We start from the raw sequence: 26452 nt of genomic DNA, 5'->3' as shown, positions 1-26452 counted from the left end.
TTATAGAGATTCCAGAAGGGATATAACCAGTGGCTGTCGAGATGTTCTACGACGACGATGCCGACCTGTCGATCATCCAGGGTCGCAAGGTCGCCGTCATCGGTTACGGCTCCCAGGGCCACGCGCACTCGCTGAGCCTGCGTGACTCGGGTGTCGAGGTGCGCATCGGCCTCAAGGAGGGCTCGAAGTCGCGGGAGAAGGCCGAGGAGGCCGGGCTGACCGTCGGCACGCCCGCCGAGGTGTCGGCGTGGGCCGACGTCATCATGGTGCTCGCTCCCGACACCGCCCAGGCGGCGATCTTCAAGGAGGAGATCGAGCCGAACCTGAAGGACGGCGACGCGCTGTTCTTCGGCCACGGCCTGAACATCCACTTCGGCCTGATCAAGGCGCCGGGCAACGTCACCGTCGGCATGGTCGCGCCGAAGGGCCCCGGTCACCTGGTCCGCCGCCAGTTCATCGACGGCAAGGGCGTTCCGGCCCTGATCGCCATCGACCAGGACCCGAAGGGCGAGGGCCAGGCGCTGGCGCTGTCGTGGGCCAAGGGCATCGGCGGCACCCGCGCGGGCGTCATCAAGACCACCTTCAAGGAAGAGACCGAGACCGACCTGTTCGGTGAGCAGGCCGTGCTCTGCGGTGGCACCGAGGAGCTGGTCAAGACCGGTTTCGAGGTCATGGTCGAGGCCGGCTACGCCCCCGAGATGGCCTACTTCGAGGTGCTGCACGAGCTGAAGCTGATCGTCGACCTGATGTACGAGGGCGGCATCGCCCGCATGAACTACTCGGTCTCCGACACCGCCGAGTTCGGCGGCTACCTGTCGGGCCCGCGCGTCATCGACGCCGGCACCAAGGAGCGCATGAAGGACATCCTGCGCGACATCCAGGACGGCACCTTCGTCAAGCGCCTGGTCGCCAACGTCGAGGGCGGCAACAAGGAACTGGAGTCCCTGCGCAAGCAGAACGCCGAGCACCCCATCGAGGTCACCGGCGCCAAGCTCCGCGGCCTGATGAGCTGGGTCGACCGCCCCATCACCGAAACCGCCTGAGCCTCAGCGCATTCGGGCCCCCGCCGACTCGGCGGGGGCCTTTCGCGTCTGGGGCCCTTGGCGTTCCCGGGGTCAGCGGGTGTGGACCTGTTGGACCTGGTGGACGGGGAGAGGGAAGTGGTTGTCGGAGAGGAGGACCGAGACCAGGTCGCCGGTGAGGGCGGAGGCGAGGAACTGGGTGCAGGTGTGGGGGACGTGTTCCCAGAGGGGGCCGCGGCCTTCGTTGATCAGGACGGTCCAGTCGTCGGGCTGCTGGCCGGGGCGGATGAGCCAGTAGAGCATCTCACCGTTGTCGGTGGTGGCCCAGGGAATGATCCGGGTGCCCGCTTCCTCCAGCTCGGCCGGTTTCGGCTCGAACTCCCACAGGTCGTTCAGCTCCTCGGTCTGCCAGTCTTTCCACTCGAACAGGTCGTAGCTCTCGTCGGGGCAGCCGGGCGCCATGACGCGAAGGTAGTTCTCCCAGTGACTACCCCCGTAGGTGTCGATGAACTCCTTGTAGTCGGTAGGCAGCCGGAATCCGAGCGTTCGTTCCACGTTGTCCCAGTTGGTATCTGGCGCGGGGGCGGGCGGAGGGACGATTTGCCGGAGTCGATCCATGGACGCGGTCACCGGTCGATTCTCCAGGAAAATCAGCGCTCGCTCGGCAAAACGTGGGAAGGATCGCTCGAAAAAGGAAATTGTGCGACCGTGCAGGAACTTTCGGACCACCGCACCCGCCGCTGCCGGGAAGTCGGCTACTCGCCCGTAAACCTCCAGCGTGTTTATGGTGCGTCGCGACAACGGAGTCAGAGAAGCGAACCTCTGCCCGAACGGATAGTGACACCCTTGCCCTCAGCACAACTCGCGCCCAGCGTCCCCAGCCCGGCCTCGGCCGGCCGTCGGTCGGAGGCGATTCACCGGTTCCTCGTCAAACCCGCCGACGCGGGCATTCTCGGCTCCGTCGACGGCGGCCGGTTGCTCGAATGGATCGACAAGGTCGCCTACGCCGCGGCAGCTCAGTGGAGCGGCCGCTACTGCGTGACAGCCTATGTCGGCAATATCCACCTCGACCGTCCGATCGTGCCCGGCGAACTCGTCGAGCTGCACGCCAAGCTCGTCCACACGGGCCGCACCAGCATGCACATCCTGGTCACCGTCTACTCGACCGATCCCACGCGAGTGAAGCCGGTCCAGACCTCGCAGTGCCTGACGATCTTCGTCGCGGTCGACGACGACAAGCGTCCCGCCGAAGTGCCGCAATGGGATCCGGCGACGATCCTCGAGCTCGAGCGCCACCGCCAAGCCCGCGCGCGGATCTCGGTGCGCAAGCAGATCGAGCAGGCCATGGCCACCCAGCAGTACACGGCGGCGGGGACCGGGCCCAGTGCCACACTGCGTTTCCTCGCCGCGCCCTCGGACATCAACTGGGGCGGAAAGGTGCACGGCGGCCGCACGATGGGTTGGATAGACGAGGCCGCGTGCGTCTGCGGCGCGGATTGGGCGGGGCGGCACGTCATTACGTCCTATTTCGGTGGAATCCGTTTCTACCGGCCCATTCTCATCGGCCACGTGGTCGAGATCACCGCGCGACTCATCCACACCGGCCCGCGCAGCATGCACATGAGCGTCCACGTGACGGCAACCGAAACCCATTCCGACATACCGGAACTCGCCGCGCACGGGCTGGCCGTCGTGGTCGCCGTGGACGACGACGGCAAGGCGCGGCCGGTGAAACAGTGGCAGCCGGAGTCGGAGGAGGACCGCATGCTCGACGCGCACGCCCGGCACCTCATCGAATTGCGGTCCCTGGTCGAGCCTTTCACCCTGGCTACCGCAGTTCCCGTCGATGCGGAACCGAGCCACTTCAGGGTGCCTACTGCGAAGTAGGGTGCGGCGGAGTTCGGTGCAGGCCTCGGGCTTTCGTGACACCGGCGGTCAGCAGGTCGGCGATGACGTCGACCAGATGGGCGCGGTCGGTGCGGAATTCGCCGCGCAGCCAAGCGCCGACGAGCTCCAGCGTCCCGCTGACCAGCACGTAGGCGGTGAGGTCGATATCGCGGGGGTCGGGGGCGGGCGTGATCAGCAGTTCCCGGGCGACCGCCGCCATGGCATCGGCGATGGAGTGCTGCGTACGCACCCGCGCCCGCTGCAGCACCTCGGTGCTGTTCGCGAGCAGCAGCGCATTGCGACGCGGGTCGGCGGCCAGGAAATCCAGTGCGGCCGCGGCGGCCGCGCGGATCTGCACGTCGATGTCCGGCCCGGCGGCGAGCGTCGCGGCGACGACGGCGTGGATGCCCCGCGACGTGACGTCTTCGGCGAGCGCTTCCAGTAGCGTGTCCCGATCGGCGAAGAGCTCGTAGAAGTAGCGGTCGTTCAGCCGGGCGCGAGCGCACACCGCCCGCTTGGTGACCGCGCCCGCCCCGCCCTCGGCCAGCAGATCCAGCGCGGCGTCCAAGAGCGCGGCGCGGCGGCGCTCACGACGTTCCCGCGCGCCGACCCCGCCGTAGGTCCGATCGGTCTCGTCGCTCATGACCTTGACCATCTCACATTTCTGGTGCACGCTGACACCAGACAACTTTGGTGCCGCAGTGCACCAGAATAGCCGGATATGGCGTTCGCGGCCCCGGAGCAGCGCGGATGCCGGAACAAGGGAGTTCTCTCCGATGACTTGCCCCGTTACTCAGCAGCAGTTGTCCACGCCGCCGCGTGACGGCACCTCGGCAGTCGTGAAAGAGTTCGAGCGCGTGAGCGGCTCGGTGTTTCTCCGCTTCTTCGGCGTCGGCCTGTACGACCAGACGATGCTGCCCCCGGTGTCGGCCGCGCTGGAGAACACCGGCCGGGTGCGCTACGAGCCGTGGGGCCGCGCGATCCGCACCACCGCGTCGGACCAGATGGTGTTCCACGGCGAGGAGGCCGACCGGCTCGCCGAATCCGAGCGGTTGCTGCGACTGCACCGCGACGTCAAGGGCGTCGGACCCGATGGCGAGCGGTACTCGGCGCTGAATCCGGAGACCTGGAACTGGGTCCTGTATTCGTCGTTCTTCGTGCAGCGCACCGCATTTCTCGCCGTCACCGGCGAGCGGCTGTCGGCCGCGGACAATCAGGCGATCTGGGATCACTTCCGCGCCAAGGTATCCGGACTGGAGCTACCGGGCCGCTCGCGCCTGCTCGAGGACTATCGCGACGTGGTCGCCCACTACGACCGCATGGTCGAGGAAAAGCTCGCCACCACAACCACATTGGATGCGGCAACCGCCGCGATCCGCCGCGCGCCCCGCCCCGACTTCCTACCCCCGGCAGCCGAACCGCTCTGGCGCCTCGGCGCACCCGCGATTCGTCACGTGATCACGATCCTCGGCTGCGGTGGTATGCATCCCGGCGTCCGCGCACGCATGCCGATCACCTGGACCCGCCGCCACGAGCGCGAGTACCGGGCGATGACCACGGCGCTCCAACTGGCCTACCGCTGGTTGCCGGCCACGGTTACGGACACCCCGCTGGTCCGCAACCGCCGCCGCTACGAAAAGCTCATCGCGAAATACCGGAGGATGGGCTTGGAATCGTTCACTCCCGACGGACAGGCGGAATCCCGCACGTAGGCCGACGGCCCGGCACCCGTGCGGGTACTGGGCCGTCGCGTAACCGAATCAGCTGCTGCCGAGCCACCCCGGAGGCACAGCCTGCCGCCACCCGTTACCCGGGTGGTTGCGCCGACGATCACGATCCCAGTCGTTCCAGTCGTCGTGGCGATCCCACGGGTTGTCCCACAGCCCCGGCCGATCCCACGGGTTGTGCCCGTGACCGCCGTGAACCTCGGTGACATCCGGCTCGCCGACCGCATCGGCCTGCGCCGGAATAGCAACAACAGCCAGCGGAGCGGCCACAACCGCTCCCGCCACGGCCACCCGCGCCAGAGTGCGCCTGGTTATCGATAACAAGGTGAATCCTTCCAACTCAACTGCCGTGCCAGCAGTCTCGTTCATCACCGCGGGAAGGTCACGGGGGCTAGCACCAGTACGGGGGATAAATCGGCCCGAGGGATGACGTCGGCTCAGGGTCTACCCTGACCCCACCCCACAGCACCTACGAGACGTTACGCGACTCCCCATCCGGATTCGCCGGATCGATATGCCAACTGTGAACCCGCCGAGGATGAACCCGAATCACCTCATCGCAGAACCACTCCGGATTCACCGGAATCTCCTCGACCTTCACAATCTCCGCAACCCCCCGAACCTCGACCCCCCGCCCCCACCCCGGCTTCACCTCCGCCGGGTCATCGGGCGTCATGTCATCCACGACAAAGCTCACGTTCGGGTTCTGCCGAACGTTGCGATACCGCTGGGCGTTGGGGTTTGGCCCGCCGATGTCGATGGTTCCGTCGGGGTTGAGGCGGTAGCCGACGGGGACTTGGTTGGGGTGGGAGGAGGGGGTGACGGTGGCGAGGCGGCCTAGGTGCTGGGACCTCAGGTAGGCGAGTTCAGGGTCGGTGAAGGACATGACGTCGACGGTAAAACCTTTAGTCAACTCGAGGTCAAGGAGGCTGGCCCAGAAGCCCGTCGCGAGGTGTGCCCGGGGCCGTTGGAAACGCCATGCCATACACCGAGCGAAGGTTGACAGTTGGGCAATTGTCCACAACAATCGTCCAGTAGCCCAACGGCCTCATGGATAGTCGAGAATCCACCGGTCGGGGCGTGATTGGCGAGCTTCAGCAGACGGCCGGAAGCGTAAATATTCGTCGAGGGGTGGTGTTTATGGCACGGATCATCAAAGTTTTGCCGAATGAGCAAAATATTCGTGCGCACGACCTGGCGAACGGTGTCGAGTGTGAGTATCAAGTAATTCAGGACGCGACGGGTGAAAGACTGCTGCACCTCTCCACTTTCGGTTCACAACAGCGAATGTCCACGAGAAAAAGCAGTCAGTCTTTGCAAGTGGATCGCAAGACAGCGCGTGATTTGATCGGAGTCTTCGACCGGACTTTCGGATTCGAGACCATCGATATGGAGAAAAGCGAACTTGCCGATGCCTATCGCAGTAACCCGGAGCTGTTTCGTCAACTGATCGCCTCCGACATAACGGCAGAAGACGTCATTGCGCTGACTCATCGGAGGGCGCAAGTCGATAGATTTCGCCGACTACTTCGAGATGTCGACTATTTCAGTGCAGAGGTCGAGCGAGTGGGTGGCGGCAGCGAGGAAAAAGTCTGGCAGCGGTTCTTTGAAGAGAATCCTTGGATTTTCGGAGTCTCGCTGGCGGGCCAGTTTCTCACCTCTTGGGACGCTGACAAACTCGAAACGATTGTTTCCGGTGCATCGGTTACGAGTGTGGGGAAACGCGCTGATGCACTTCTTGCAACCTCCGGCCTTATAAAGTCGATTGTATTCGCAGAAATCAAGACGCACAAAACTCCCATCTTGGGAACTGAGTATCGCTCTGGTTGCTGGTCGCCATCTGCGGAACTCTCGGGTGGGGTGGCGCAAGTCCAAGGTACTGTTCACATCGCTGCGGCAGAATTCGATGATCGACTGCAAGCCAAGGCGCCGGACGGAAGCGACATCCCCGCCGAGTACGCCTACGTCTTTCGCCCTCGTTCCTTCCTTATCATCGGAAATCTCGGGATGCTTCGCGGTCTAGCGGGCGGCGAAAATCAGGCAAAAGTTCGTTCTTTCGAGCTGTATCGCCGCAACCTGATGGAGCCCGAGGTCCTGACCTTCGACGAGGTGCTCGCGCGCGCGGAGTGGGCGGCCGATATGCCGTCTAGTGTCTGAGGTACTGATTGTCGAGCAGCTCATCCGCGAAGGTGATGCATCAGCACGTTCAACTACGGTGTGCTCGAAGAAGCGGGCAGCCTTTGCCCGATCGCGGTGAGCTGACTCGATATGACGTGCCGCATGACTCGTGTCGACGTCTGAGCTGAGGAAATCGAACGTCCGCCGGTCCGGGAGCGGTGGCGGACGCCCGATCGCCGAGCAGCGAATCAGGTGGTCAGCCTTGGGCCAGGCCGATGATGTTGCCTTGGGGGTCGGCGACGATTGCGACCTGTTTGCCGCCGCCTACGTCGTGGGGGTCCTCGGTTACCTTGCCGCCGGCCTCTATCAGGGCGTTGACCTGGGTGTTGATGTCGTCGACGGACCAGAAGGGGGTGGGGCCGGTCATGCCGCGTTGTTGGCCGTTCGGGACCAGGCCGACCGCTGTGCCGTCGGGTGTTTCGAAGTGCACGTAGTAGGGCTGGTCGACGGCCGGTTCGGTGCCGAGAAGTGCGGTGAACTGGGCCTTTGCGGCTTCTAGGTCGGTTACCGGGTAGAGGATCGCGTCGAGTTTCTTCGCCATCGTGGGGCTCCTTGTGTTGTGGGAACTTCGTTGGTTCACACGTTATGGCTGTGGCATTGCTCGGGGCTTCTCGATTCCTGACCGATCAGGAATCGGATGCCCATCGGAACGGCGGGTGAACTCCCCGGCGCGCCGAAGCTCACCGCGTGGTTGTGCTACTCCATGCTGTTCAGGCGTCCGTTCGACCAGTTGTTGCGGACGGCCGTGAATCGCCCAGCGGGAGCCGGCTCTCCGTAAGGAGAGGAGCACGGTGCGCTCTCGGGCGGATGCGCCGCCCAGCCTGGAGGAGTAGCGTCCGCCCTGCTTTGCCCGACGGCTCGGGTACGCACGTGAAAGGCGCTGCCGCAGTGGCGAGGAGGATATCGTGAGGCGGACCGACGGCGGACGCGCCGGGGATCATGCGGTGGTTCTCGGTGCCGGGATGGCCGGTTTGTTCGCGGCCCGAGTGCTGGCCGATCACTATGCGACGGTGACCGTGGTGGAGCGGGATCGGTTGACGCCCAATGGCAATGGGCGCAGGGGTGCTCCGCAGGGGCGGCATTCACACGGGTTGCTGATGCGTGCCGCGGACATCGCCGAAACGCGGTTTCCGGGCTTGGTCGAGGAGTTGATTGCGGACGGGGCCAAGGCATTCAGCGCGTTCGATGATTTCCGGGCGGTCTTCTTCGGTCGCGTTCTGCACCGCTCCGCGACGGGCCGGAGTTCGGTCGCGGCGAGCCGTCCGTTCCTGGAGGCGCATGTTCGTGCCCGGGTGGCAGCCCTGCCGAATGTGACCATCTGCGACTATGCCGTTGTTTCCGGCCTGCTCGCCTCCGATGCCGGTGTCCGCGGTGTGCGAGTGATGCGCCGGGAGACCGAGGGGGAACCGGAGTCGATCTATGCCGACCTGGTGGTCGATGCGATGGGCCGCGGTACGCGGGTGGGGGCCCTGGCTCTCGGAGCTGGGCTATCCGCGGCCGCGCGAGGACCGGGGTCCCGTCGATATCGGTTACGCCACTTGCCATTTCCATCTTCCGCTGGATGCGGTCGGCGGCGATCGGGTCATTCTGGTCGGGCCTACGCCGAGCCGGGCCCGGGGATTCGGGTTCGCCGCGCAAGAAGGGGAGACGTGGGTGCTGTCGGCGTTCGGCGTCGGGAAGTACGATCATCCGCCGGATGATCCGGATGCGTTGCGCGAGTTCGCCGCCGAGTTCGCGCCCGAGGATGTCGGTCCCGTGATTCGCCGCGCGACGCCCGTCGACGACGTGGCGACCTACCGGTTCAAACACTCGGTATGGCGCAGATACGAACTGCTGCAACGACTTCCGGACGGCATCTTGTCGATCGGCGACGCGTTGTGCTGTTTCAATCCCATCTACGGCAGCGGCATGACGGTCGCGGCCGTCACCGCGGATCTTTTGGACGAGGTGCTGCGGCGGGGCACCGCTGATCTGCCACGCCGCTATTACCGCCGTGTGGGGCGGATGTTGCGGGTGCCGTGGTGGTTGACGAAGGTCAGCGACGTTACGTTGCCGCCGGTGCCGGTCGGCTCACCGCCGGTGAAATCGTTCCTTTACCTGGGTGCCGACAGGGTTTTCCGGGCCGCCGCCACCGACCGGGCGGCCGCGGCCACGTTCCTCGATGTGCTGAATATGGACAAGTCCCCGCTGCACATGCTGAAGCCGCGGGTCGCCGCCGCCACGATCGGGCTGACGGGTCGTAGCGGTCGCAGGTCACATGGTGCGGCTCCCTCTGGTGTACGGGCTCGCTGATCCGAAAGGTTGCTGCGAGGGGGTCAGCTCCGGATGAAGCCGGGAACGCGCATCGTTTGCATTGACATCAACGTCAAGGTTTAGCGTCGTGGCAACGGTGTAGCGAGGAGATTGCATGTTGATCGGGGAACTGGCCGGTCGCGCCGGGACCAGTACGCGGGCGTTGCGGTACTACGAGCAGCAGGGCCTGGTGCGGCCGGCGCGTTCGAGCAGTGGTTATCGCGTGTACGACGAGCAGGAATTGCAGGTTGTGCAGAAGATTCGGGCGCTGCTCGAGCTGGGGTTCGACCTCGCCGATACTCGGCCGTTCGTCACCTGCCTGCGCGCCGGTTATCGCAGCGGGGACGAGTGCCCCGACTCGGTGGAGTCGCTGCGCCGCAAATTGAGTGAAGTCGACGAGGCTATGAGCAGGCTCGCCGAGGTCCGGGAACGTCTGCGCGGCCAGTTGGGGGAGCCGCTGTGCGAGTTCACGTATCCGGCGGACGCAACCACATGAGGAGAGCGGTCGTGAAATTCGCGATCAGTTACAGCACGGCCTTCAACGGCACCGATCCGGATCGGCTGGCAGCCTTCGCCCAGCACGCCGAGCATTGCGGTTTCGAGGCGCTGTATGTGCAGGACCACATCGCCCTGTACCCGGGCGCCGCCTACGGTGCGGGCGAATTGCCTCCGACACTCCCGTACTTCGATCCGCTGGACTGCCTGAGTTTCGTCGCCGCGGCGACGCAGCGGTTGCTGCTCGGCACCGGAGTGCTGCTGCTGCCGTACCGGCATCCGGTCGTGTTGGCGAAACGTCTTGCGACAGTGGACGTCCTGTCCAAGGGGAGGATGCGGCTGCTGACGGTCGGGCTCGGCACGCTGCCGGGGGAGGCGAAGGCCACGGGTGTGGATTTCGCGACCCGTGGCCGTCGGGCGGACGAGGCCATCGATGTGTTGCGCCTGCTGTGGTCCGGCGGGCCGGACGGGGTCGACTACCACGGTGAATTCTTCGCCTTCGACAAGCTGTGCAGCTTTCCGAAACCTGTTGGGGTGCGCGAACTGCCGATTCATGTCGGCGGGTCCAGCCGCGCGGCGGCACGGCGGGTCGGTCTGCGGGGCGACGGATACTTCGCCGGTGGCATGTTGACCGAGCACGAACGGGATCATCAGATCTCGTTGGCGCGCAAGGCCGCTGTCGATGCTGGGCGTGATCCCGCGGTTCTGGAGTACACGCGCTGGGGGGTCGGTGACATGTCGGCCGAGCGGGTGCGGGAACTCGCCGAGCACGGGGTGGATCGGGTCGTGGTGAACTTCGCGGGCGCCGACGCCGCCGAACAGCACGACCAGATGTCGGAATTCGCAGCAAGATTCGGTCTCGCTGCGGATCGTTGAGTACCTGGGGTAACAGCGTATCCGCTACCGCGCTACGTGGGAAGCTCCTCTCCTGAGTTGGCTCCCGAGATCTCGGCTGGGTGTGGCCGGGATCGTGTCGAGCCCATCCGGGTCGTCGGCCGTGCCGAATATCATTCGACCGCAGTTACTTTCGTTGTGCCGGGCTTGTCCTGGTTGTGACGGCGTGCCCGGATGTGGTGTGTGAAGGGGGAGCATGGTTTCCGAGCTGATCGTCGCGGTGCTGGCCGCGGTCGCGGCTGTGCTGGTGTTCGTCGTCGGCGCGCGGCTGCGGCCCGTGTCGTGGCAGGAGACCGAGGAGCATGCGGCCGGTGAGCTGGTGCTCGATGTCGTGAAGAACTTTTTCGTCGCGGTGGTGGCCTTCGTGGTGGTGCTGTGCTGGCAGCAGTACGACAATGCGCAGACCCACACGGTCTCCGAGGCGAAGGCGTTGGTCGAGACCTATTGGGCCGCACACCAGATGCCGGAGCCGGAGCATCAGCGCATCCAGGGGCTGGTGCGGCGATACACCGAGCAGGTCGCCGGACCGGAGTGGTCCAGCATGGCGCACGAGGGGCGGCTCAGCTCGGACGCGCAGCAGACCCTGGATTCCCTGCGCGATTCGGTGTACGCGATGCCGCATGAGGACCCCGAGGTCGAAGACCTGCGCTCCAAGGTGCTCGACAGGCTCGACGACGTGGCGGACGCTCGGCACGAGCGAGAAGTCGACGTGCGGCGGAGCGTTCCCGGATTCCTCTTTCTCGCATTGGTTTTCGGTGCGATCCTGATGCTGGTGATCCCGGTGCTGTCCGGTGTCAAGCCGACCGTCAGCAGTGTGCTGATGATCGCGTTGCTCGGTGTGGTGGTGGGATTGATCCTGCTCGAAATCCGAAACCTCGACCGCCCCTTCTCCGGGGCGACCATCGTCCCGCGCGACGCCTACGAACTGGCACTGGCCCGCTATCAACACGTCGACTGACGCCGAATACGAGGTGTGGGGATGCTTGTCGACAAACACACGGCCACAGCAGCATTCGCCGCGACGGCCGTCCTGGCTTCGCTGACGATGTGTGGCCATGCGCAAGCCGGGCCGGCTGACATCCGTCCGTTGGTCGATGAAGTCGTGAGCGGGAGTGCTGAACCGGTACCCGGTGGTGCGCAGGACTCCGGTGTCCATAGCCCCGGAGAAGGCTCCGGCCCTGAACAAGACATCGCCGTTCCGCGCCCGAATGACGGTGCGGCGCATGGTATGAGCGACAACTCTGTGCCGGATCGCGGTGCCGTGCGCAGCTCGAACGAGAGTCCTTTGCCACGTCCGACCGGAGGTGCCGGTCCGGGTCCGAGTGACAGTCGTGCGCCAAGCATGAACGGCGGCCCCGTGACGGGGGCGGACGCAAGTCTTGTGCCCGGCTTGCCCGATGGTCTCGCGCAGGGCCTTGGCGGCGGTCTTGTGCGGGGCACGGACAGCGGTTTCGCGCTGGGTTCGAGCGGCAGTGCGGAGATGGGCGCGAGTGGCGTGCCGGGGGTCAGCGATAGTGCGGAGCCGGGGCCGAGTGGTGTACCGGGCGTGAGCGGCAGTGCGGAGACGGGGGCGAGTGGCGTACTGGGCGTTAGCGGCAGTGCGGCGATGGAGCCGAGTGGCGTACTGGGCGTGAGCGGTAGTGCGGGGATGGGGGCGAGTGGCGTACCGGGGGGCAGCGGTAGTGCGATGCCGGGGGTCGAGGGCCGCTTGCTGGAGAGTCCGCTCGGCTTGGGTGGTCGTTCGCCTGTCCAGGTGTCCGGTGCCGGAGGCGAGCGGCCCGGCATCGCGGAGCGTGGTGAGATCAAGGTCGGAAATCCCGTGGCGGCACTCGGTCTGGATACCGGAAGTGTCGCGACAGCCTGTGCCGGCAGCGCGGTCGCAGGTAGCTCGGCTGTGCTGCTCGGATCGGCGACGGGTAGCGGTCTCATGCCGGGACTTATAGGCCCCGGATCAGCGGGATCAGGAGTGGGCAGTGCGGCAGTGGGGTCGGGTGTGGGTAGTGCGGCTGCGGGGTCGGCGGCCGGTGGCGGTCTCGTTCCCGGCTTGGTGGGCACAGGGTCTGGTGTCGGGAGTTCGGGGTCGGCGCTCGGTAGCGGTCTCGTTCCCGGGCTGGTGGGTACCGGTTCGAGCGGATCGGCTCTGGGCAGTGCGGCTGTCGGGAGCGCGATGACCGGCAGCGCATTGCTGACCTGCCTGCTGTTGCTGCCGTCCGCACCACTGCCGGAACGGCCACTTCGGTTTCCTCCGCCACTCATGCCGCCACTCACACTGCCTCCGCCGGTCGCATCGCCCGTCGTGAACGCCCGTATCCCGGCACCCGTCCCCGAACACCCGAAGGCAATGCCCGCACCGCGCCGCGAGCGCCCGCTCAGTCCTGCACTCCCCGAACACCGCAACCCCTTGAACACCGTCATCCTCATGACACTGTTGGTCGTCGCCGCAGCAGCGAGCCGCGGTCGCGCGAGTGTCCGCCGCGTACGCCTGTAGCCAACAGGCCCGCGGCGGTCGACCGCTGTCGCTGCTCGCGCCCAGCCGCTACCCCAGGCCGGTCGCAGCGGTCACAAACCGAGGCGAGCCGGCGAAATTTGCCGCTTGCGCTTGAGTTGTGACCGTCTGAGCCGGATCCCGCACCAGACAATCGGACTTCACCGCAATGGAGGGCCCGAGGACATCGGTTGACGGACGAGATTTCCGCCGCGGGAGATCGACGCACCTCCGGACTACTCTGCCTACCGTGCGGGAACGCGAATTGCTGGAGGAATACATCGCCGATGGCGGACTGATGCAGCTCTCGACGGTGCGCCCGGATGGCACGCCTGTGGTGTGCACGGTGTGGTACGTGGCGACCTTCTACCCGGATCGGTTGCGTTTCATCTCCCGGACCGACCGGGTGCACTCGCACAATATCCGGCGCAACCCGGCCGTCGCGGGGGCCGTGCTGGCGGATCCGCCGGCGGAGCTGGGGTTGGCGGGGTGGGGCGTCTCGTTCACGGGACGGGCGGTGGAATTGCCCGGTACCGGCATCGATGCGGAGAAGCGGGAGTTCGCGGCGCGATGGCCGAGGGCGACGGGTGTGCTCGAGGCCATGCCGGATTGTGCATCGCGAATGTATGAGATCGCGGTCGGACGGTGGGTGCTGTTCGACGAGGAGAATTTCCGGGAGAGTCCGCGCCGGGAGATCGCCGGGCATTAGGCGCCTGCGTGGACCATCCGCGCCGGAGGGGTGATGATGGCAGGGCAGGGGCGAACGCCTAGTGCGAGGAGGTCGCGTGGTGCGCACGCCCGATTGGTCGCCCGACGACATCGACCCGACGGTGCCCAGCTCCGCCCGGATGTACGACTACGTCCTCGGCGGATTCAACAATTTCGAGGTCGACCGCAAGCTGTCCGACTGGGTCGCGGAAACCATGCCGGAGGTGGCGCGGGGCGCCCGCGACAACCGCGCTTTCCTGCGGCGTGTGGTGACATTCCTGGTGCGGGAGGCGGGCATCCGGCAGTTCCTCGACCTCGGTTCCGGCATTCCGACCGTCGGAAATGTCCACGAGATCGCGCAACGGCTGGTGCCCGACACGCGGATTGCCTACGTCGACATCGATCCGGTGGCGGTCTCCGTCTCCCGGCGGCTGCTCGCGGGCAATTCGCACGCCACCGCCGTCCGCGGCGACCTCACCGATATCGAGTCGGTCCTCTCCGACCCCGACGTCCGTGAACTGCTCGACTTCACCCGGCCCGTGGCCGTGCTGCTGGTGTCGGTGCTGCACTTCGTGCCCGAGTCGGCGCGGCCCGCGGACATCATCGCTCGGTTACGAAAGGTGTTGGCGCCCGGCAGTTTTCTGGCCATCTCGCATTTCACCGACGACGGCCAGGAGGAGTACGCGAGACGCATTGTAGCCATGTCGCGCCAGACACCCACCACGACGACACCGCGCACTCGCGCCCAGGTCGCGGACCTGTTCAGCGGGTTCACCCTCGTCGCGCCGGGGCTGGTGGACGCCGCCGAGTGGCGGCCGGACGATCCGGACGCGGCCGTGTCGAGGTCGGGTTGGTACGGCGGTGTCGGTGCGCTGGAGTGAGGCGCTACCGGGAGTGCAGCTTGAAGATCTCCCGGGGACGGACCTCGCGTTCATCGAAGGCGACATCGAGATTCGGTGCGCCGTCGAAGGTGAACGCGGCGGTGTAGTCCTGCTCCGTCTCCCAGTGCGCGGCCGACACCACGGCGGCATCGTCGTCGGTGACCCAGTAGTCCACCGACAGGCATCCGGGTGTCGTACCCAGGAATGTCGCGACCCGGGCGACGCGATCGACGAAGTCGTCGAAATGCGCGGCGGCGGGATAATGGAATGCGACGAATCCGACGGACATGTCGGTTCTCCTTTCTCGTGCGGGTGATCTCACCCGCGGGACTCCACAAGGGTTTTCGGGTGCTCGGCCGATCCCGTGAGCGCACGCAGCGCCCGCACCGGCAGACTCCAGCGCGCCGGGCGGCGCACCGACCCGGAGAGCGCCTGCTCGGCGCTGTCGAAGCAGTCCTCCAGGCACGCGTCGTGCAGCCACCGGAAACCGAACGGCCACGTCAGCCGTGCCGAGCCGCGCAGCCGCATGACCAGCAAATGCTCGAGTTCTACCGAGTCGTCCCCGGCCGGTCGGACGGTGAACTCGTGGAATCCGTCGAAGCCGCGCGGCCCGGTGAATCGGAACCGGATCCGCTGCCCCGGTTGGTAATCCTCGACGGTGTAGCGAACCGGCCCGTGCCCGCCGACCGCACCGACGCCGAGCGGCCGATCGAAACGCATCGGCGGCCAGCGATGGCTGGGCCAGAGTCGATCGTCCTCGCCCGCAAGCGAATCCAGCAGGGCACCGGCCTCGGCAGCCGTTCCTGGAACCCGCCGCGTGTGGATATTGAGCACGGCCATGGTGGTCAACCTTCCGATGTCGTTATAGAGGGAACGCTCTACAACGAATTAGAACATACCCTCCATAACAAGGGGAAGTCGCTCGCCGCATGATCCGCGCCACTGTCCGCGCGCGAATTACAGTCGTGCCGTGGATGTTTTGGACAGACTCCGGCTGGATGTGCCGGTCGTGCAGGCGGGTATGAGCGGTCGCGTCGCGGGCGGCGCACTCGCGGGAGCGGTCGCGGCCACCGGTGGCCTGGGCACGATCGGCATGCTGCCGCCCGATCACCTGCGTTCGGCGATCTCACGCGTTCGGGACGAGGCGCCCGGACGGTCGGTGGCGGTGAACCTGCTGATGCCCTTCGCGCGTCGCGGCCACGTACGGGCCTGTCTCGAGACCGATGCCGACATCGTCGTGCTCGCTTTCGGGGGCAACGCGGCGCTGGTGCGGCAATTGCACGCGGCCGGGATCTTCGTCATGGTGATGGCCGGCACCGAGCGGCAGGTGCGCACGGCGGTGGACTGGGGCGCCGACGCACTCATCGCGCAGGGCCGGGAATCCGGCGGCCACCTCATGGGTTCCGTTGCGGCGCTCGACTTTCTGCCGCAAGCCCGCGCTGTCGCGGCCGATCGTCCGGTCTTCCTCGCCGGTGGAATAGCTACCGCCGCCGATACCCGGACCGCGCTGGCGGCGGGCGCCGCGGGCGTGGTGGCCGGGACCCGGTTCCTGCTGACCGAGGAGTCCGGGGCGCATCGCGAATACCAGCGGCGGGTGCTGGCCGCGCGCGAGACCGTGGAGACGACGCTGTTCGGGCTCGGCTGGCCGGCCCGGCATCGTGTCGTCCCGAATGCCGCGACTCGGCGGTGGTGTGGTTCGGACGGCACGGCTCGCCGCTGGGTGCGGGCCCTCAACACGGGGAGCGGCGTGTTCGGGAGGTTTGCTCCCGAGGGCGCGGAGGCGGTCTTGCTGCGGGGACAGCGGCCGGGGTGGCCGTTGTTCGGCCCGGCCGCGCCGCTGGTCGGGATGCCGGATTCGTGGACGGACCGGGCCGCGCTCTACGCGGGGGAGTCGGCGTTGCGTATCACAGAGGTCGTGTCGGCGAAGCGGGCTGTTGCCGAACTGGCCGGAAGTTGACGGTGGCGTGATTAGGCAAGGGATCTCCTGCGGCGGACGCGACGGCCTGACCTCCATGGTTCCGCGCGATTGCCTGGATGTTGCCAGATGTCATAGGGGTTCGCGGGGTGAATCTGTTCACAATCGCGCGCTCCGCTGCCGACCGTCCCGGCATCGCCGTTCGGATCCGCTGTACCGTCGTGCATGACCTCCGAAGTGATCGCGAAGGCGGACTACCCCGGTGGGGTGGCCGTCAGGAGCACGCCACTGGATCGGATGCGGGTGTGGGCGGGTGTGTGGCTAGCCGCGCTGCCGACGGCCGTGGTGACGACGGTCTTGTTGTACGGGCTCGGTCTGGCGATGGGTTTATCTGTCGCGGCTGCGATTCCGGCGCTGTGGCTGGTCTGCTGCGTCCTCTGGGGCGCGATGTACTTCCGTGGCGCGGAGCGGCGCTGGCCGTCGGCGCGATTCGGCCTGCGACCGCCCGCATACGGTGAAGGAGCCGGATTGGCCGGGGCTTGGGACGCGGTCACCCGGCAGTCCGGTGTGGCAGCTTCGGCCTATTCGCTGTGGGTGCGGGACGCGGACCGCGAAGATCCGGTGCCGGACCGGATGATCGCGATAACCACGGAGTCGCTCGCGGATTCGACCTCGCGCGAGACGGAAGCGGTGCTGGCGCGCGAACTCGGCGCGCGGGTGCTCGGCCGGGGCGCGTTCCCGCGCTTCGTGTTCCGTCGCTACAACGCCCCGGTGGTGCTCGGCGAGCAGGCGCTGCTATCGGGTCTGGTCGGTATCGGTGAGACCCTCGCGCAGCGGGTACCGGTCCGTGGCGCCCGGGTCTTCACCGGAGTCTGGAACGCGGCGAGCCGGTTGCTGGTGGCCTGTCCGATCGTGGCCATGGCGACGGTGATCGTCGGGCTTCCGGCGGCGCTGCTGCTGCGCCTGGCGCCCGAGATCGTGTCGTTGGCGCTCGCTCCTCTCGTTCGCCGGATGGTCTACCGCGCCGACGCGGTGGCGGCCGACCTGGGGTATGGGCCGGATCTGTGCGCGGTCCTGTCCCGGCACCTACCCGAGCATCGGGCCCGGGGAACCGATCCGCTGTCGCTGTCGGCCTCGGTTCTGGGACCGACAGCGGACGAGCGAATCGGACGGGTGCGCGACCGCCTGGACGAGCTGGCTCGGCTCGGCCGCATCTGACGTGCGTGTCGCGGTGTCTGTGCCGAGCGGGCGGGGCAGTGGCGTACCTGAATCGTGCGTACGGCGGGTTCGGATGCGTTTGCGACCGAATCCGTTACGGCTGGCAGTGGCTATTGTGTTGGGGGATGGTCTGTTCGATGAAGTAGTGGTCGGCGGCTGTGGTGGTGCAGGCGTTGCGGCCGTAGACGCCGTGGCCCCAGCCGTCGTAGGTCAGTAGCACGGAACCGGGCGTGTGGGCTGCTACGGCGGTGGCCCATTCGTACGGGGTCGAGGGATCGTGTCGTGAGTTCATCAGCAGAACCGTTGGGGCGTCGGCGATCCGAGGCCGGTGTGGCGGGTTCGCCGGCGACGGCCAGTTCGCGCAGATACTTCCGGCGATCCAGGCGAAGTGGGGACGGAGAGTACCGGCGTGCCGCTGCTGGTCGCGCCACAGCTCGTCCCACCGTGCCTGATCGGGGATGCTGAATGACCAGTCGGAGCAGGCGATCAACTCCGGCGCGGGGACCGGCTCGCCGCGCCGGAGTGGTGTGGGAGCGGCGGTGAAGGTGGGTGGCAGAGCGTGCATCGTCCGCAGATCGTCGGCCAAGTGTGGCCAGTCGGGCTGGTAGAGCGATTGCAAGGCGGCGTGGCTCAGTTCCCACGGCGCCAACGGTTTTCCGGCCGGGCCGGACAGCTCGCCGCGCAGTGCCCGGTCGTACAACCGATCGAACAGCGCGGGCACGTCGGCGCCGTGTAGCGCGCAGGCGGTCTCGCGCTCGCACCAGGACACGAACTCCGCGAACGCGTCTCGGCCGCCGCGTGCCTCGGTGGCGAGGAAATCGGGCCCGGCGAGGCTGTGATCATCGATGCTGTCGAGCACCATCGCACGCACGCGCTCGGGGAACAGTTCGAGATATGCCTGCCCCGACATGGTTCCGTAAGACCGGCCGTACAAGCTGACGGTCTTGTCGCTTAGCGCATTGCGCAGCGCGTCGACGTCTCTCGCGACGCTCGCGCTGTCGAGATGGTCGAACAACGGCCCGGTGTACTCCCGGCAGCTGTCCACGAGTTGTTTTGTGTACGTGGCCACTTCGGCCAGGCGGCCACCGGCGTCGGGTACCAGATTCGGCCGCGTCGAGGCGAGACCGGCATCGCAGCGCAGCGGGTGGCTGCGCCGCACGCCGCGCGGATCGAAGCTGACGATGTCGAACCGGGTTCGCAGCGCGGGGGAGAAGCGGTCACCGTGCAGCAGCTCGTCCACCCCGGAGGTGCCGGGGCCGCCGGGCAGCGAGATCAGGGTGCCGATCCGGCCGGGGTCCTGGGTTCGCTTCCGCGCCACGGCCATATCGATGGTCGGTCCGCTCGGCTGCGACCAGTCGATCGGTACGGCGACGGCCGCGCATTCGACTTCGGCATTCTCGGCGCACGGTCGCCAATCCGGACTCGGCCCGCGGGTATCGGCGGTAGTGCACGCGGTCAGCCCGGCCGTGACGCTCAGCAGGGCCAGGACGACCGGAATGACGCTTCGGCGCAATCGCATGGGCGGAGCATGGCGGTCCGGGTCACGCTCCGGCATCACCGCGCGGAGGGATTCCGGTCTCGCTCTCGGGTAGGGGTGCCGGTCCGCTGCACCAGCCCATCTCGGGCCCTACCAACCTGCCTACTGAGATGGTTGGGTCGCCGGCGGGCGGGTGCCTCGTGATGCTTACCGGACTTCGTCGACAGCGACCGGCCGGTGTTCCCGGCGGGACAGCTCGCAGGCCTCCGCGATATAGAAGGCCTCCAGGGCTTCTCGCGGGCCGCAGGGGTTTTCGGCCCGCCCGCGCGCGACATCGGTGAAGACCGACAGCTCCTCGGCGTAGGCGCGGCGGAAACGGTCCATGAAGCCGGGATAGGCGGGGAACGGCGATGCGGGGTGGTCCGGCTCCACCGAGCGCAGGGGGACCCGTTCGTCCAGTCCCACAACGGCATTGCCGCGTGAGCCCAGGGCTTCGAGTCGTACGTCGTAGCCGGCGCCGTTGTAGCGGCCCAGTGAAACCGTCGCCAGCGCACCGTCGTCCAGACGCATCAGGACCGCGGCGGTGTCCACGTCGCCGGCGTCGGCGAAGAAACGCTCGCCCCGGTTGGCGCCGAGTACGAACACCTCGCGCACCTCGCGCCCGGTCACCCACCGGATGATGTCGAAATCGTGGACGCCGCAGTCCCGGAACAGGCCACCGGAGCGCGGAATATAGTGCGCCGGAGGCGGTGCCGGATCGAGGGTGGTGGCGCGCAGGGTATGCAGCCAGCCCAGCTCGCCGGACGCGATGGCGGCGCGGGCGGCGGTGTACCCGGCATCGAATCGGCGCTGGAAACCGATCTGCACGGGAACGGCGGATTGCTCGACGCGCCGGATGACCTCGAGCGTGCCCGCGATGTCGGCGGCGAGCGGTTTCTCACAGAACACCGGGATGCCGCGGTCGACCGCCGCGACGACGAGTTCGGGGTGCGAGTCGGTCGCGGTGGCGATCACCAGCCCGGCGATATCCGAACCGAGGAGGGTGTCGATGTCGGGGGCGAATTCGGCGCCGAGTTTGGTGGCGGTGGCCCGTGCGCGTTCGGTGTCGGCGTCGGCGACGACCACCTCGGCCACCGCGGGCAGGGCTTTCAGGATTTCGGCGTGCGCGCTGCCGATGCGACCCGTGCCGGCGAGGCCCAACCTGAAGGTCATGACGAACTCCTGTCGGTGAAACATCGGTGGACGGTGGATGATTCGAGCCACGCCGCGATCCGGATCGGGACCGATCTCAGTCTCTGGGTGGGGCCGTCGTCGCGCGGACGACCAGCGACGGCTGCACGCGTGTGCGCACCGCGGCGGTGCGATCACCGCGCAGCCGTTCGATCAGCGCCGCCATGGCGAGGCGGCCGATCTCGACGCGGGGCTGGTCGATGGTGGTCAGGGAGACGTGGTGCAGGGCGGCCAGGGACGAATTGTCGTAGCCGACGAGCGAAACATCCTGCGGGACTTTCAATCCCACCTCCTCCAGCGCGGACATCGCACCGACGGCGTTGAAGTCGTTGCCGCACAGCAGGGCGGTGGGAAAATTGCTGGGGGAGAACAGATTCAGCAGCTTGCGCACGGCCGCCACACCGGCCGCGTCGGTGTGCTCGCTCGACAGCACCATCGGCTCCAGGCCGTGGCGCTCCATGGCGGCCAGGTAACCGCGCCGCCGCGGCGCCGCGGTGAACGCCGCGCCGCCGTCGAAGTGCACGATTCGCCGATGTCCCAGCGACACCAGATGATCCACGGCCAGCCCCGCGCCGGTCGCGCCGTCGTCGTTGACGGTGTCGATGCCGGGGACCATCGAACTGCGCGACACCAGCACCATCGGATAGCGCCGGGCAGCGTCCCGGATGGCCGCCGCGGGCAGCACCGGTGAGAGCAGGACGATCCCGCCGGGACGGAAGGACTGCAGGCTGTCCAGGGCGGTGCGCTCGCGAGATGCGTTGCGGCACCCGGTATTCAGGATCAGCTCCAGACCCGCCTGCTGGGCCGCGGCATCCATTCCCTCCACCACGTCGGCGAAGAACGCGTTGCGCAGATCCGAGACCAAGACGCCGACGATGTTGGAGGTGCGGCTGGCCAGCGATCGCGCCATGGCGTGCGGCTGATAGCCGAGTTCCGCGGCCGCGCGCAGCACCGCGCGCCGCCGATGCTCGCTCACCTTCGACGACCCGCGCATGACCAGCGACACCAGCGCGCGGGAGACGCCTGCCTCGGCGGCGACATCCTCCATCGTGGGTCGGGTCATCGTGGTCTCCCTGGCCATCGAACGCGGCGGGTCACGCCGCGTGCGGTGCACGTTACAGCGTCCGCACAAGGCAGGCAATAGAGCGCTCCAACGCGGTATTTCCGAGGTTTGCGGCAGCCGTGTGACTACCATACGCCATATATATGCAGGTGGAGACGCTAAATCCGCAGTTGAGCGAGCCTTGACACAAGAGTGATTCAGGTTACATAGTTGGAGCGCTCCAACCGACGGAGTGCACCCCGACAGGCCGGAGAAGTCTCATGACCGAACCGCTGTATCCGCTGCGAATCGCCGCCGCGCCGATCTCCTGGGGCGTATGCGAAGTCCCCGGCTGGGGTCACGTGCTGGACGCGGGCACCGTGCTGTCGGAAATGACGGCGCTGGGCATCACGGCCACCGAATTCGGCCCGCCCGGGTACCTGCCGGGCCGCCCGGCCGCCGTGCGCGAACTGCTCGATCCCTACGGGATCAGCGCGATCGGCGGCTTCCTGGCGCTGCCGCTGCACCGATCCACCGGCCACGCCCTCACCGCTGCCGCAGCCGCGGCCGCCCGCTTCGCCGCCACGGGGGCCGAGGTCCTGGTGCTGGCGGCCGCGACCGGCACGACCGGCTACGACGCCCGGCCGCCGCTCGGTGTTCACGAGTGGCGCACCCTCATCGATACGGCGGCAACCATCCGCGACATCGCCGCCGAACGCGGCCTGCGCACCGTGCTGCACCCACACGTGGGCACGCACGTGGAGACCGAGGCCGAGGTGGACCGTTTCCTCGCCGACTCGGACCTGGATCTCTGTCTCGACACCGGTCACCTGCTGGTCGGCGGCGTCGACCCGGTGCGGCTGGCCCGCCGGCACGCCGATCGCATCGGGCACATTCACCTCAAGGATGTCCGAAGCGCGCTCGCCCACGAGATACGCAGCGGAACAATGGATTACAGCCGGGCCGTGCGGCGGGGTCTGTACGCCCCGCTGGGAGAGGGGGATGTCGATATCGAGGCTCTGGTCCGGTGCGTTCGCGAGGCGGGCTACCGGGGCTGGTACGTGATCGAACAGGACACGGCGCTGACACCGGGCGATACCGCGGCCGTCCCGAGCCGCGACACCGCCCGCAGCCTGCGCTATCTCGCGGAACTCGGCGCCGCCCCGCAGGCGGCGCGAATCTAGGTTGGGACCATGACGACGAAGTCTCGACCGCCCCGCGGCAGGTACGGCCGGTGGCGAGTGCTGCCGTGGTTGGCCGCCGGGGCGCTGCTGGCCGCCTGTAGCGGGCCGGGCGCCGACGCGCCGGTCTCCCACACCCGGGCGCCGATGGCCGCCGGCACCCTCGAATCCGTCGCGGTGGTCTCGCACGGCACGCCCGGCGACGCCTTCTGGAACGTGGTGAAGAACGGTGCCGAGGCCGCGGGCAAGGATCTGGGCGTCCGCGTCGAATACAACTCCGCGGGCGATCCCGGCGAGCAGGCGAAGCTCGTCGACAACGCGATCGCGCAGGGTGTCGACGGCCTGGTGGTGTCGATGGCGAACCCGCAGGCGCTGGGGCCGTCCGTCGAACGTGCTGTGGCGGCGGGCATTCCGGTGGTGACCATCAACTCCGGGGAGGCCGAGAGCGCGCAGCTCGGCGCCATCGGCCACGTCGGCCAGAGCGAGCGGGCGGCCGGCGAGGCGGCCGGGCGGCGACTGCGGGAGGCCGGGAAGTCCAAGCTGCTCTGCGTGATCCACGAGGCCGGCAACGTGAGCGCCGCCGAGCGCTGCGGTGGCGCCATCCAAGGCTTCGGCAATGCCGCGACGCTGCAGGTCGACATCAACAATCCGACCGACGCGCAGGCCCGGATCAAGGGCGCGTTGGAGGCGGACCGGTCCCTCGACGCGGTGCTCACGCTGAATTCGCAGATCGCCGCCCGCGCCGTCGCGGCCGCGGGCGAGTCGCGCTCGAGCGCCACGGTCGCCACTTTCGACCTGAATCCCGAAGTGGTGGAGGCGATCCGGGCCGGCACGCTGCTGTTCGCCGTGGACCAGCAGCAGTACGAGCAGGGTTATCTGCCGGTGGTGATGCTGCGTCTGTACCGCACCAACCTCAACGCGGTCGGCGGCGGCCGACCGGCCCAGACCGGGCCGGCATTCGTCGACTCCGGCAATGTCGACGCCATCGCCGAGCTGGTGGCGCAGGGCACCCGCTGAGGACAGGAGTGGACGAGATGAGTGTTGCCACAACCGGTTCGGATGTGAGCCCGGCCGAGGATCGGCGCGCCACGCTGCTCGAGCGGATCGTCGTGCGGCCGGAGATCGGCGCCGCGCTGGGCGCGGTGCTGGTGTTCGTGTTCTTCTCGGTGATCACCGAGAAGTTCCTCAGTCCGCTCGGCGTCGCCACCTGGCTCGACGACGCCTCCACGCTCGGCATCATGGCGGTCGCCGTGGCGCTGCTGATGATCGGCGGCGAGTTCGACCTCTCGGCGGGCGTGATGACCGCCTCGACCGCCCTGGTCACGGCGTTGCTCGCGGTCGAGGCGGGATGGAACGTGTGGCCCGCGCTGCTGGTGTCGCTGCTGTTCGCGCTGGCGGTCGGCGCGCTGAACGGCTGGCTGGTGATGCGCACGGGGCTGCCGAGCTTCATCGTCACCCTCGGCACCTTCCTGGCCTTGCAGGGTGTCAACCTCGGTGTCACCCGGTTGGTGACCGGCACGGTGCAGGTGTCGGGCATGCGATCCGCGTCCGGATACTCCTCGGCCGGTTGGGTTTTCGCCTCGACCACCGATATCGGCGAGGCGCGGATCCAGGCGTCGGTGGTGTGGTGGGTCCTGCTCACCGCGCTGGCCGCGCTGGTGCTGGTGCGCACCCGGTTCGGCAACTGGATCTTCGCCGTCGGCGGCGCCCCGGCCAGTGCCCGCGCCGTCGGGGTGCCCGCGGTGCGGACGAAGATCATCCTGTTCATGACCACCGCGTTCGCGGGCTGGGTGGTCGGATCGTGCAACATCCTGCGGTTCGCCAGCGTGCAGGCCAATCAGGGCGTGGGCCTGGAGTTCCAGTACATCATCGCCGCGGTGGTCGGGGGCTGCCTGCTCACCGGCGGGTTCGGGTCGGTGATCGGCGCGGCCATCGGCGCCCTGATCTTCGGTATGGCACGCCAGGGCATCGTCTTCGCGCGCTGGGACAGCGACTGGTTCATGTTGTTCCTCGGCGTGCTGCTGCTGTCGGCCGTCTTGGTCAACAACGCGTTCAAGAAGCGGGCGGAAAGGGTACGGCGATGACGGCGCCACTGATTGAAACCCTCGGTGTCGGAAAGAGTTACGGCGGCGTGGTGGCGCTGCGGGACGTGTCGACCGTGGTCGAGGCGGGCCGGGTCACCTGCGTCCTCGGCGACAACGGCGCGGGCAAGTCGACATTGATCAAGATCCTCGCGGGTGTGCACCGGCACGACACCGGCGAACTGCGCGTCGAGGGCAAGCCGACCGTATTCGGCTCCCCGCGCGCGGCCTTGGACGCCGGGATCGCCACCGTCTACCAGGATCTGGCGGTGGTGCCGCTGATGAGCGTGTGGCGCAACTTCGTACTCGGCTCCGAACCGACCGTCGGCCTCGGCCCGTTCCGCGTACTCGATCGGCGCAAGAGCACGGAGGTCACCCGGAAAGCGCTCTCGGACATGGGTATCGACCTGCGCGACCTGGAGCAGCCGGTCGGCACGCTGTCCGGCGGGCAGCGCCAGTGCATCGCCATCGCGCGTGCCGTGCACTACGGCGCGAAGGTGTTGATCCTCGACGAGCCGACCGCCGCGCTGGGCGTCAAACAGTCCGGCGTCGTGCTGCGCTATGTCGTGCAAGCCCGCGACCGGGGCCTGGGAGTCGTTCTCATCACCCACAATCCGCACCACGCCTACCCGGTGGGCGACCGATTCCTGCTGCTCAAGCGGGGTTCGGTGCTCGGCTCCTATGAAAAGTCCGAGATCGACCTGCCCGAACTGACGCGGCAGATGGCCGGTGGCGCGGAACTGGAAGCGCTGCAACACGAATTGGAGCGGATGGCGCCGTGAACGACTCCCCGCAACCGCCGCCGCTGGAGGTTCTGACCGTCGGCCGCGTCGGCGTGGACCTGTATCCGCAGCAGAGCGGCGTGCCGCTCGCCGAGGTGCGGACGTTCGCGAAGTTCCTCGGCGGTACCGCGACCAACGTGGCCGTCGCCGCCGCCCGGCTGGGCCGCCGCAGCGCGGTGCTGACCAAGGTGGGGCCGGACGGTTTCGGGGACTTCGTGCGCACGGCGCTCACCGAGTTCGGCGTCTCCGCCCGGTACGTGTCGACCGCGCCGCAATTGCAGACCCCGGTGGTGTTCTGCGCACTGAACCCGCCGTCCGATCCGCCGCTGCTGTTCTATCGATCGCCGATCGCGCCCGACCTGACCCTCACCCTCGGCGATGTGCCCTGGGAAGTGGTGGAAACCGTTCCGCTGCTGTGGGTTACGGGAACGGGCGTCAGCGCGGAGCCCGGCCGTTCGACCCAGCGCGCGATAGTGGAGCGGCGCGGGCGATTCGGCCACACCGTGCTGGATCTGGATTACCGGCCGATGTTCTGGCCCGACATCCCCACCGCGCGCCGCGAGATCGGCTGGATGCTCGATCACGTCGACGTGGTCGTCGGCAACCGGACCGAGGCGGAGGTGGCCGTCGGCAGCGCAGATCCCGACGAGGCGGTCGACCGGTTGCTCGCTCGCGGGGTGCGGCTCGCCCTGATCAAATGCGGCGCCGAGGGAGTGCTGGCGGCCACCGAGTCGGGCCGCTGGACGGTCCCGGCCTGCGCGGTGGAGGTGGTGTGCGGGCTCGGCGCGGGCGACGGGTTCGGCGGCGCGCTCGTGCACGGACTGCTGTCGGGCTGGGAGCCCCACCGCCTCGCCACCTACGCGAATGCGGCAGGGGCACTGGTGGCTTCGCGGCTGGCGTGTGCCGACGCCATGCCCACCGCGGCGGAGATCGAGGCCATGCTGTGTGTATAAGAGC

General features: G+C 67.7%; 28 protein-coding genes. 17 read left to right on the top strand and 11 right to left on the bottom strand.

Annotated elements, in window-relative coordinates; all coding sequences use genetic code 11:
• Positions 1 to 41: 41 nt before the first annotated feature.
• Complete coding sequence (gene ilvC, locus ACFMRZ_RS12680; RefSeq protein WP_280271579.1) at positions 42 to 1043, top strand: ketol-acid reductoisomerase; 1002 nt, start codon at positions 42 to 44, stop codon at positions 1041 to 1043.
• A 72-nt stretch (positions 1044 to 1115) separates the two neighbouring features.
• Here the strand turns inward: ilvC and ACFMRZ_RS12675 are convergent, their stop codons facing one another.
• Entirely contained in the window at positions 1116 to 1640 is a 525-nt protein-coding gene (locus ACFMRZ_RS12675; protein WP_280271580.1) for an SMI1/KNR4 family protein, read from the bottom strand.
• A gap of 294 nt (positions 1641 to 1934) precedes the next feature.
• Here ACFMRZ_RS12675 and ACFMRZ_RS12670 point away from each other — a divergent pair, with 294 nt between their 5' ends.
• Positions 1935 to 2909, top strand: coding sequence for an acyl-CoA thioesterase (locus ACFMRZ_RS12670; protein WP_400182843.1), 975 nt, complete (start codon positions 1935 to 1937; stop codon positions 2907 to 2909).
• On the opposite strand, the gene ACFMRZ_RS12665 is transcribed toward ACFMRZ_RS12670, so the two are convergent.
• The gene (locus ACFMRZ_RS12665) at positions 2896 to 3552 is read right to left on the bottom strand and encodes a TetR family transcriptional regulator (RefSeq protein WP_400179301.1); all 657 of its coding nucleotides are present in this window, start codon (positions 3550 to 3552) and stop codon (positions 2896 to 2898) included. The two genes, ACFMRZ_RS12670 and ACFMRZ_RS12665, sit on opposite strands and share 14 nt — an antisense overlap.
• Before the next feature lie 133 nt (positions 3553 to 3685).
• On the opposite strand from ACFMRZ_RS12665, the gene ACFMRZ_RS12660 reads away from it, so the two are divergent.
• Positions 3686 to 4621 carry an oxygenase MpaB family protein gene (locus ACFMRZ_RS12660; RefSeq protein WP_400179300.1) on the top strand — a complete coding sequence of 312 codons (936 nt, stop codon included), beginning with the start codon at positions 3686 to 3688 and terminating at the stop codon, positions 4619 to 4621.
• 48 nt (positions 4622 to 4669) lie between these two features.
• Here ACFMRZ_RS12660 and ACFMRZ_RS12655 read toward each other — a convergent pair whose 3' ends face one another.
• A complete protein-coding gene (locus ACFMRZ_RS12655; protein ID WP_400179299.1) occupies positions 4670 to 4906 on the bottom strand; it encodes a hypothetical protein in 237 nt (78 codons plus the stop codon).
• 199 nt (positions 4907 to 5105) lie between these two features.
• Positions 5106 to 5522: a PPOX class F420-dependent oxidoreductase gene (locus tag ACFMRZ_RS12650; RefSeq protein WP_400179298.1), complete on the bottom strand. Its 417-nt coding sequence runs from the start codon at positions 5520 to 5522 to the stop codon at positions 5106 to 5108.
• 254 nt (positions 5523 to 5776) lie between these two features.
• Between ACFMRZ_RS12650 and ACFMRZ_RS12645 the strand changes: the two genes are divergently transcribed.
• The gene (locus ACFMRZ_RS12645) at positions 5777 to 6793 is read left to right on the top strand and encodes a Shedu immune nuclease family protein (protein WP_400179297.1); all 1017 of its coding nucleotides are present in this window, start codon (positions 5777 to 5779) and stop codon (positions 6791 to 6793) included.
• A gap of 217 nt (positions 6794 to 7010) precedes the next feature.
• Here the strand turns inward: ACFMRZ_RS12645 and ACFMRZ_RS12640 are convergent, their stop codons facing one another.
• Positions 7011 to 7355, bottom strand: coding sequence for a VOC family protein (locus ACFMRZ_RS12640; protein ID WP_400179296.1), 345 nt, complete (start codon positions 7353 to 7355; stop codon positions 7011 to 7013).
• Positions 7356 to 7896: 541 nt separating this feature from the next.
• The gene (locus tag ACFMRZ_RS12635) at positions 7897 to 8037 is read right to left on the bottom strand and encodes a hypothetical protein (RefSeq protein WP_400179295.1); all 141 of its coding nucleotides are present in this window, start codon (positions 8035 to 8037) and stop codon (positions 7897 to 7899) included.
• A gap of 196 nt (positions 8038 to 8233) precedes the next feature.
• Between ACFMRZ_RS12635 and ACFMRZ_RS12630 the strand changes: the two genes are divergently transcribed.
• The 6 genes from ACFMRZ_RS12630 (at position 8234) to ACFMRZ_RS12605 (ending at position 14569) form a co-directional block, all read left to right on the top strand.
• Positions 8234 to 9106, top strand: coding sequence for an NAD(P)/FAD-dependent oxidoreductase (locus tag ACFMRZ_RS12630; protein WP_400179294.1), 873 nt, complete (start codon positions 8234 to 8236; stop codon positions 9104 to 9106).
• 115 nt (positions 9107 to 9221) lie between these two features.
• Positions 9222 to 9602 carry a MerR family transcriptional regulator gene (locus tag ACFMRZ_RS12625; RefSeq protein WP_400179293.1) on the top strand — a complete coding sequence of 127 codons (381 nt, stop codon included), beginning with the start codon at positions 9222 to 9224 and terminating at the stop codon, positions 9600 to 9602.
• A gap of 11 nt (positions 9603 to 9613) precedes the next feature.
• Entirely contained in the window at positions 9614 to 10477 is an 864-nt protein-coding gene (locus tag ACFMRZ_RS12620; protein ID WP_400179292.1) for a TIGR03619 family F420-dependent LLM class oxidoreductase, read from the top strand.
• Between the two features lie 214 nt (positions 10478 to 10691).
• Positions 10692 to 11453: a hypothetical protein gene (locus ACFMRZ_RS12615; protein WP_400179291.1), complete on the top strand. Its 762-nt coding sequence runs from the start codon at positions 10692 to 10694 to the stop codon at positions 11451 to 11453.
• Positions 11454 to 13230: 1777 nt separating this feature from the next.
• Positions 13231 to 13689, top strand: coding sequence for a pyridoxamine 5'-phosphate oxidase family protein (locus ACFMRZ_RS12610; RefSeq protein WP_400179290.1), 459 nt, complete (start codon positions 13231 to 13233; stop codon positions 13687 to 13689).
• A 76-nt stretch (positions 13690 to 13765) separates the two neighbouring features.
• Positions 13766 to 14569: an SAM-dependent methyltransferase gene (locus tag ACFMRZ_RS12605; RefSeq protein ID WP_400179289.1), complete on the top strand. Its 804-nt coding sequence runs from the start codon at positions 13766 to 13768 to the stop codon at positions 14567 to 14569.
• A 4-nt stretch (positions 14570 to 14573) separates the two neighbouring features.
• Here the strand turns inward: ACFMRZ_RS12605 and ACFMRZ_RS12600 are convergent, their stop codons facing one another.
• Both ACFMRZ_RS12600 and ACFMRZ_RS12595 read right to left on the bottom strand, forming a co-directional pair.
• Positions 14574 to 14858 (bottom strand): antibiotic biosynthesis monooxygenase family protein, encoded by a 285-nt coding sequence (locus ACFMRZ_RS12600; RefSeq protein ID WP_400179288.1) that lies wholly within the window; start codon positions 14856 to 14858, stop codon positions 14574 to 14576.
• A gap of 29 nt (positions 14859 to 14887) precedes the next feature.
• Positions 14888 to 15409 (bottom strand): SRPBCC family protein, encoded by a 522-nt coding sequence (locus ACFMRZ_RS12595; protein WP_400179287.1) that lies wholly within the window; start codon positions 15407 to 15409, stop codon positions 14888 to 14890.
• 130 nt (positions 15410 to 15539) lie between these two features.
• Between ACFMRZ_RS12595 and ACFMRZ_RS12590 the strand changes: the two genes are divergently transcribed.
• Both ACFMRZ_RS12590 and ACFMRZ_RS12585 read left to right on the top strand, forming a co-directional pair.
• Positions 15540 to 16526: a nitronate monooxygenase gene (locus ACFMRZ_RS12590; RefSeq protein WP_400179286.1), complete on the top strand. Its 987-nt coding sequence runs from the start codon at positions 15540 to 15542 to the stop codon at positions 16524 to 16526.
• Positions 16527 to 16709: 183 nt separating this feature from the next.
• Entirely contained in the window at positions 16710 to 17702 is a 993-nt protein-coding gene (locus ACFMRZ_RS12585; protein ID WP_400179285.1) for a hypothetical protein, read from the top strand.
• 94 nt (positions 17703 to 17796) lie between these two features.
• Here the strand turns inward: ACFMRZ_RS12585 and ACFMRZ_RS12580 are convergent, their stop codons facing one another.
• From ACFMRZ_RS12580 to ACFMRZ_RS12570, 3 genes are all read right to left on the bottom strand, one after another.
• Positions 17797 to 19221 carry an alpha/beta hydrolase gene (locus ACFMRZ_RS12580; protein ID WP_400179284.1) on the bottom strand — a complete coding sequence of 475 codons (1425 nt, stop codon included), beginning with the start codon at positions 19219 to 19221 and terminating at the stop codon, positions 17797 to 17799.
• 165 nt (positions 19222 to 19386) lie between these two features.
• Positions 19387 to 20391, bottom strand: a complete 1005-nt coding sequence (locus ACFMRZ_RS12575) for a Gfo/Idh/MocA family oxidoreductase (protein WP_400179283.1) — start codon at positions 20389 to 20391, stop codon at positions 19387 to 19389.
• 76 nt (positions 20392 to 20467) lie between these two features.
• The gene (locus ACFMRZ_RS12570) at positions 20468 to 21472 is read right to left on the bottom strand and encodes a LacI family DNA-binding transcriptional regulator (RefSeq protein WP_400179282.1); all 1005 of its coding nucleotides are present in this window, start codon (positions 21470 to 21472) and stop codon (positions 20468 to 20470) included.
• A 260-nt stretch (positions 21473 to 21732) separates the two neighbouring features.
• On the opposite strand from ACFMRZ_RS12570, the gene ACFMRZ_RS12565 reads away from it, so the two are divergent.
• The 5 genes from ACFMRZ_RS12565 to iolC are packed head-to-tail and all read left to right on the top strand — an operon-like array spanning position 21733 to position 26448.
• A complete protein-coding gene (locus tag ACFMRZ_RS12565; RefSeq protein ID WP_400179281.1) occupies positions 21733 to 22635 on the top strand; it encodes a TIM barrel protein in 903 nt (300 codons plus the stop codon).
• 9 nt (positions 22636 to 22644) lie between these two features.
• Positions 22645 to 23649: a sugar ABC transporter substrate-binding protein gene (locus ACFMRZ_RS12560; RefSeq protein WP_400179280.1), complete on the top strand. Its 1005-nt coding sequence runs from the start codon at positions 22645 to 22647 to the stop codon at positions 23647 to 23649.
• A 17-nt stretch (positions 23650 to 23666) separates the two neighbouring features.
• Complete coding sequence (locus tag ACFMRZ_RS12555; protein ID WP_400179279.1) at positions 23667 to 24716, top strand: ABC transporter permease; 1050 nt, start codon at positions 23667 to 23669, stop codon at positions 24714 to 24716.
• Positions 24713 to 25495, top strand: coding sequence for an ATP-binding cassette domain-containing protein (locus tag ACFMRZ_RS12550; RefSeq protein WP_400179278.1), 783 nt, complete (start codon positions 24713 to 24715; stop codon positions 25493 to 25495). The genes ACFMRZ_RS12555 and ACFMRZ_RS12550 overlap by 4 nt, the downstream gene beginning before the upstream one ends.
• A complete protein-coding gene (iolC, locus tag ACFMRZ_RS12545) occupies positions 25492 to 26448 on the top strand; it encodes a 5-dehydro-2-deoxygluconokinase (protein WP_400179277.1) in 957 nt (318 codons plus the stop codon). The genes ACFMRZ_RS12550 and iolC overlap by 4 nt, the downstream gene beginning before the upstream one ends.
• Positions 26449 to 26452: the final 4 nt, after the last annotated feature.

This window comes from Nocardia sp. N2S4-5 (assembly GCF_044628355.1).
GTDB lineage: Bacteria > Actinomycetota > Actinomycetes > Mycobacteriales > Mycobacteriaceae > Nocardia > Nocardia wallacei_B.
This window is presented reverse-complemented; position numbering and strand designations above follow the sequence as displayed.

Bases quoted from the DNA above. Each gene is read 5' to 3' on its own strand.
- ilvC (WP_280271579.1), top strand. From the start codon at position 42: ATGTTCTACGACGACGATGCCGACCTGTCGATCATCCAGGGTCGCAAG.
- ACFMRZ_RS12675 (WP_280271580.1), bottom strand. From the start codon at position 1,640: ATGGATCGACTCCGGCAAATCGTCCCTCCGCCCGCCCCCGCGCCAGAT.
- ACFMRZ_RS12665 (WP_400179301.1), bottom strand. From the start codon at position 3,552: ATGAGCGACGAGACCGATCGGACCTACGGCGGGGTCGGCGCGCGGGAA.
- ACFMRZ_RS12660 (WP_400179300.1), top strand. From the start codon at position 3,686: ATGACTTGCCCCGTTACTCAGCAGCAGTTGTCCACGCCGCCGCGTGAC.
- ACFMRZ_RS12650 (WP_400179298.1), bottom strand. From the start codon at position 5,522: ATGTCCTTCACCGACCCTGAACTCGCCTACCTGAGGTCCCAGCACCTA.
- ACFMRZ_RS12645 (WP_400179297.1), top strand. From the start codon at position 5,777: ATGGCACGGATCATCAAAGTTTTGCCGAATGAGCAAAATATTCGTGCG.
- ACFMRZ_RS12640 (WP_400179296.1), bottom strand. From the start codon at position 7,355: ATGGCGAAGAAACTCGACGCGATCCTCTACCCGGTAACCGACCTAGAA.
- ACFMRZ_RS12630 (WP_400179294.1), top strand. From the start codon at position 8,234: ATGCCGACCTGGTGGTCGATGCGATGGGCCGCGGTACGCGGGTGGGGG.
- ACFMRZ_RS12625 (WP_400179293.1), top strand. From the start codon at position 9,222: ATGTTGATCGGGGAACTGGCCGGTCGCGCCGGGACCAGTACGCGGGCG.
- ACFMRZ_RS12615 (WP_400179291.1), top strand. From the start codon at position 10,692: ATGGTTTCCGAGCTGATCGTCGCGGTGCTGGCCGCGGTCGCGGCTGTG.
- ACFMRZ_RS12600 (WP_400179288.1), bottom strand. From the start codon at position 14,858: ATGTCCGTCGGATTCGTCGCATTCCATTATCCCGCCGCCGCGCATTTC.
- ACFMRZ_RS12595 (WP_400179287.1), bottom strand. From the start codon at position 15,409: ATGGCCGTGCTCAATATCCACACGCGGCGGGTTCCAGGAACGGCTGCC.
- ACFMRZ_RS12585 (WP_400179285.1), top strand. From the start codon at position 16,710: ATGACCTCCGAAGTGATCGCGAAGGCGGACTACCCCGGTGGGGTGGCC.
- ACFMRZ_RS12580 (WP_400179284.1), bottom strand. From the start codon at position 19,221: ATGCGATTGCGCCGAAGCGTCATTCCGGTCGTCCTGGCCCTGCTGAGC.
- ACFMRZ_RS12575 (WP_400179283.1), bottom strand. From the start codon at position 20,391: ATGACCTTCAGGTTGGGCCTCGCCGGCACGGGTCGCATCGGCAGCGCG.
- ACFMRZ_RS12570 (WP_400179282.1), bottom strand. From the start codon at position 21,472: ATGACCCGACCCACGATGGAGGATGTCGCCGCCGAGGCAGGCGTCTCC.
- ACFMRZ_RS12565 (WP_400179281.1), top strand. From the start codon at position 21,733: ATGACCGAACCGCTGTATCCGCTGCGAATCGCCGCCGCGCCGATCTCC.
- ACFMRZ_RS12560 (WP_400179280.1), top strand. From the start codon at position 22,645: ATGACGACGAAGTCTCGACCGCCCCGCGGCAGGTACGGCCGGTGGCGA.
- ACFMRZ_RS12555 (WP_400179279.1), top strand. From the start codon at position 23,667: ATGAGTGTTGCCACAACCGGTTCGGATGTGAGCCCGGCCGAGGATCGG.
- ACFMRZ_RS12550 (WP_400179278.1), top strand. From the start codon at position 24,713: ATGACGGCGCCACTGATTGAAACCCTCGGTGTCGGAAAGAGTTACGGC.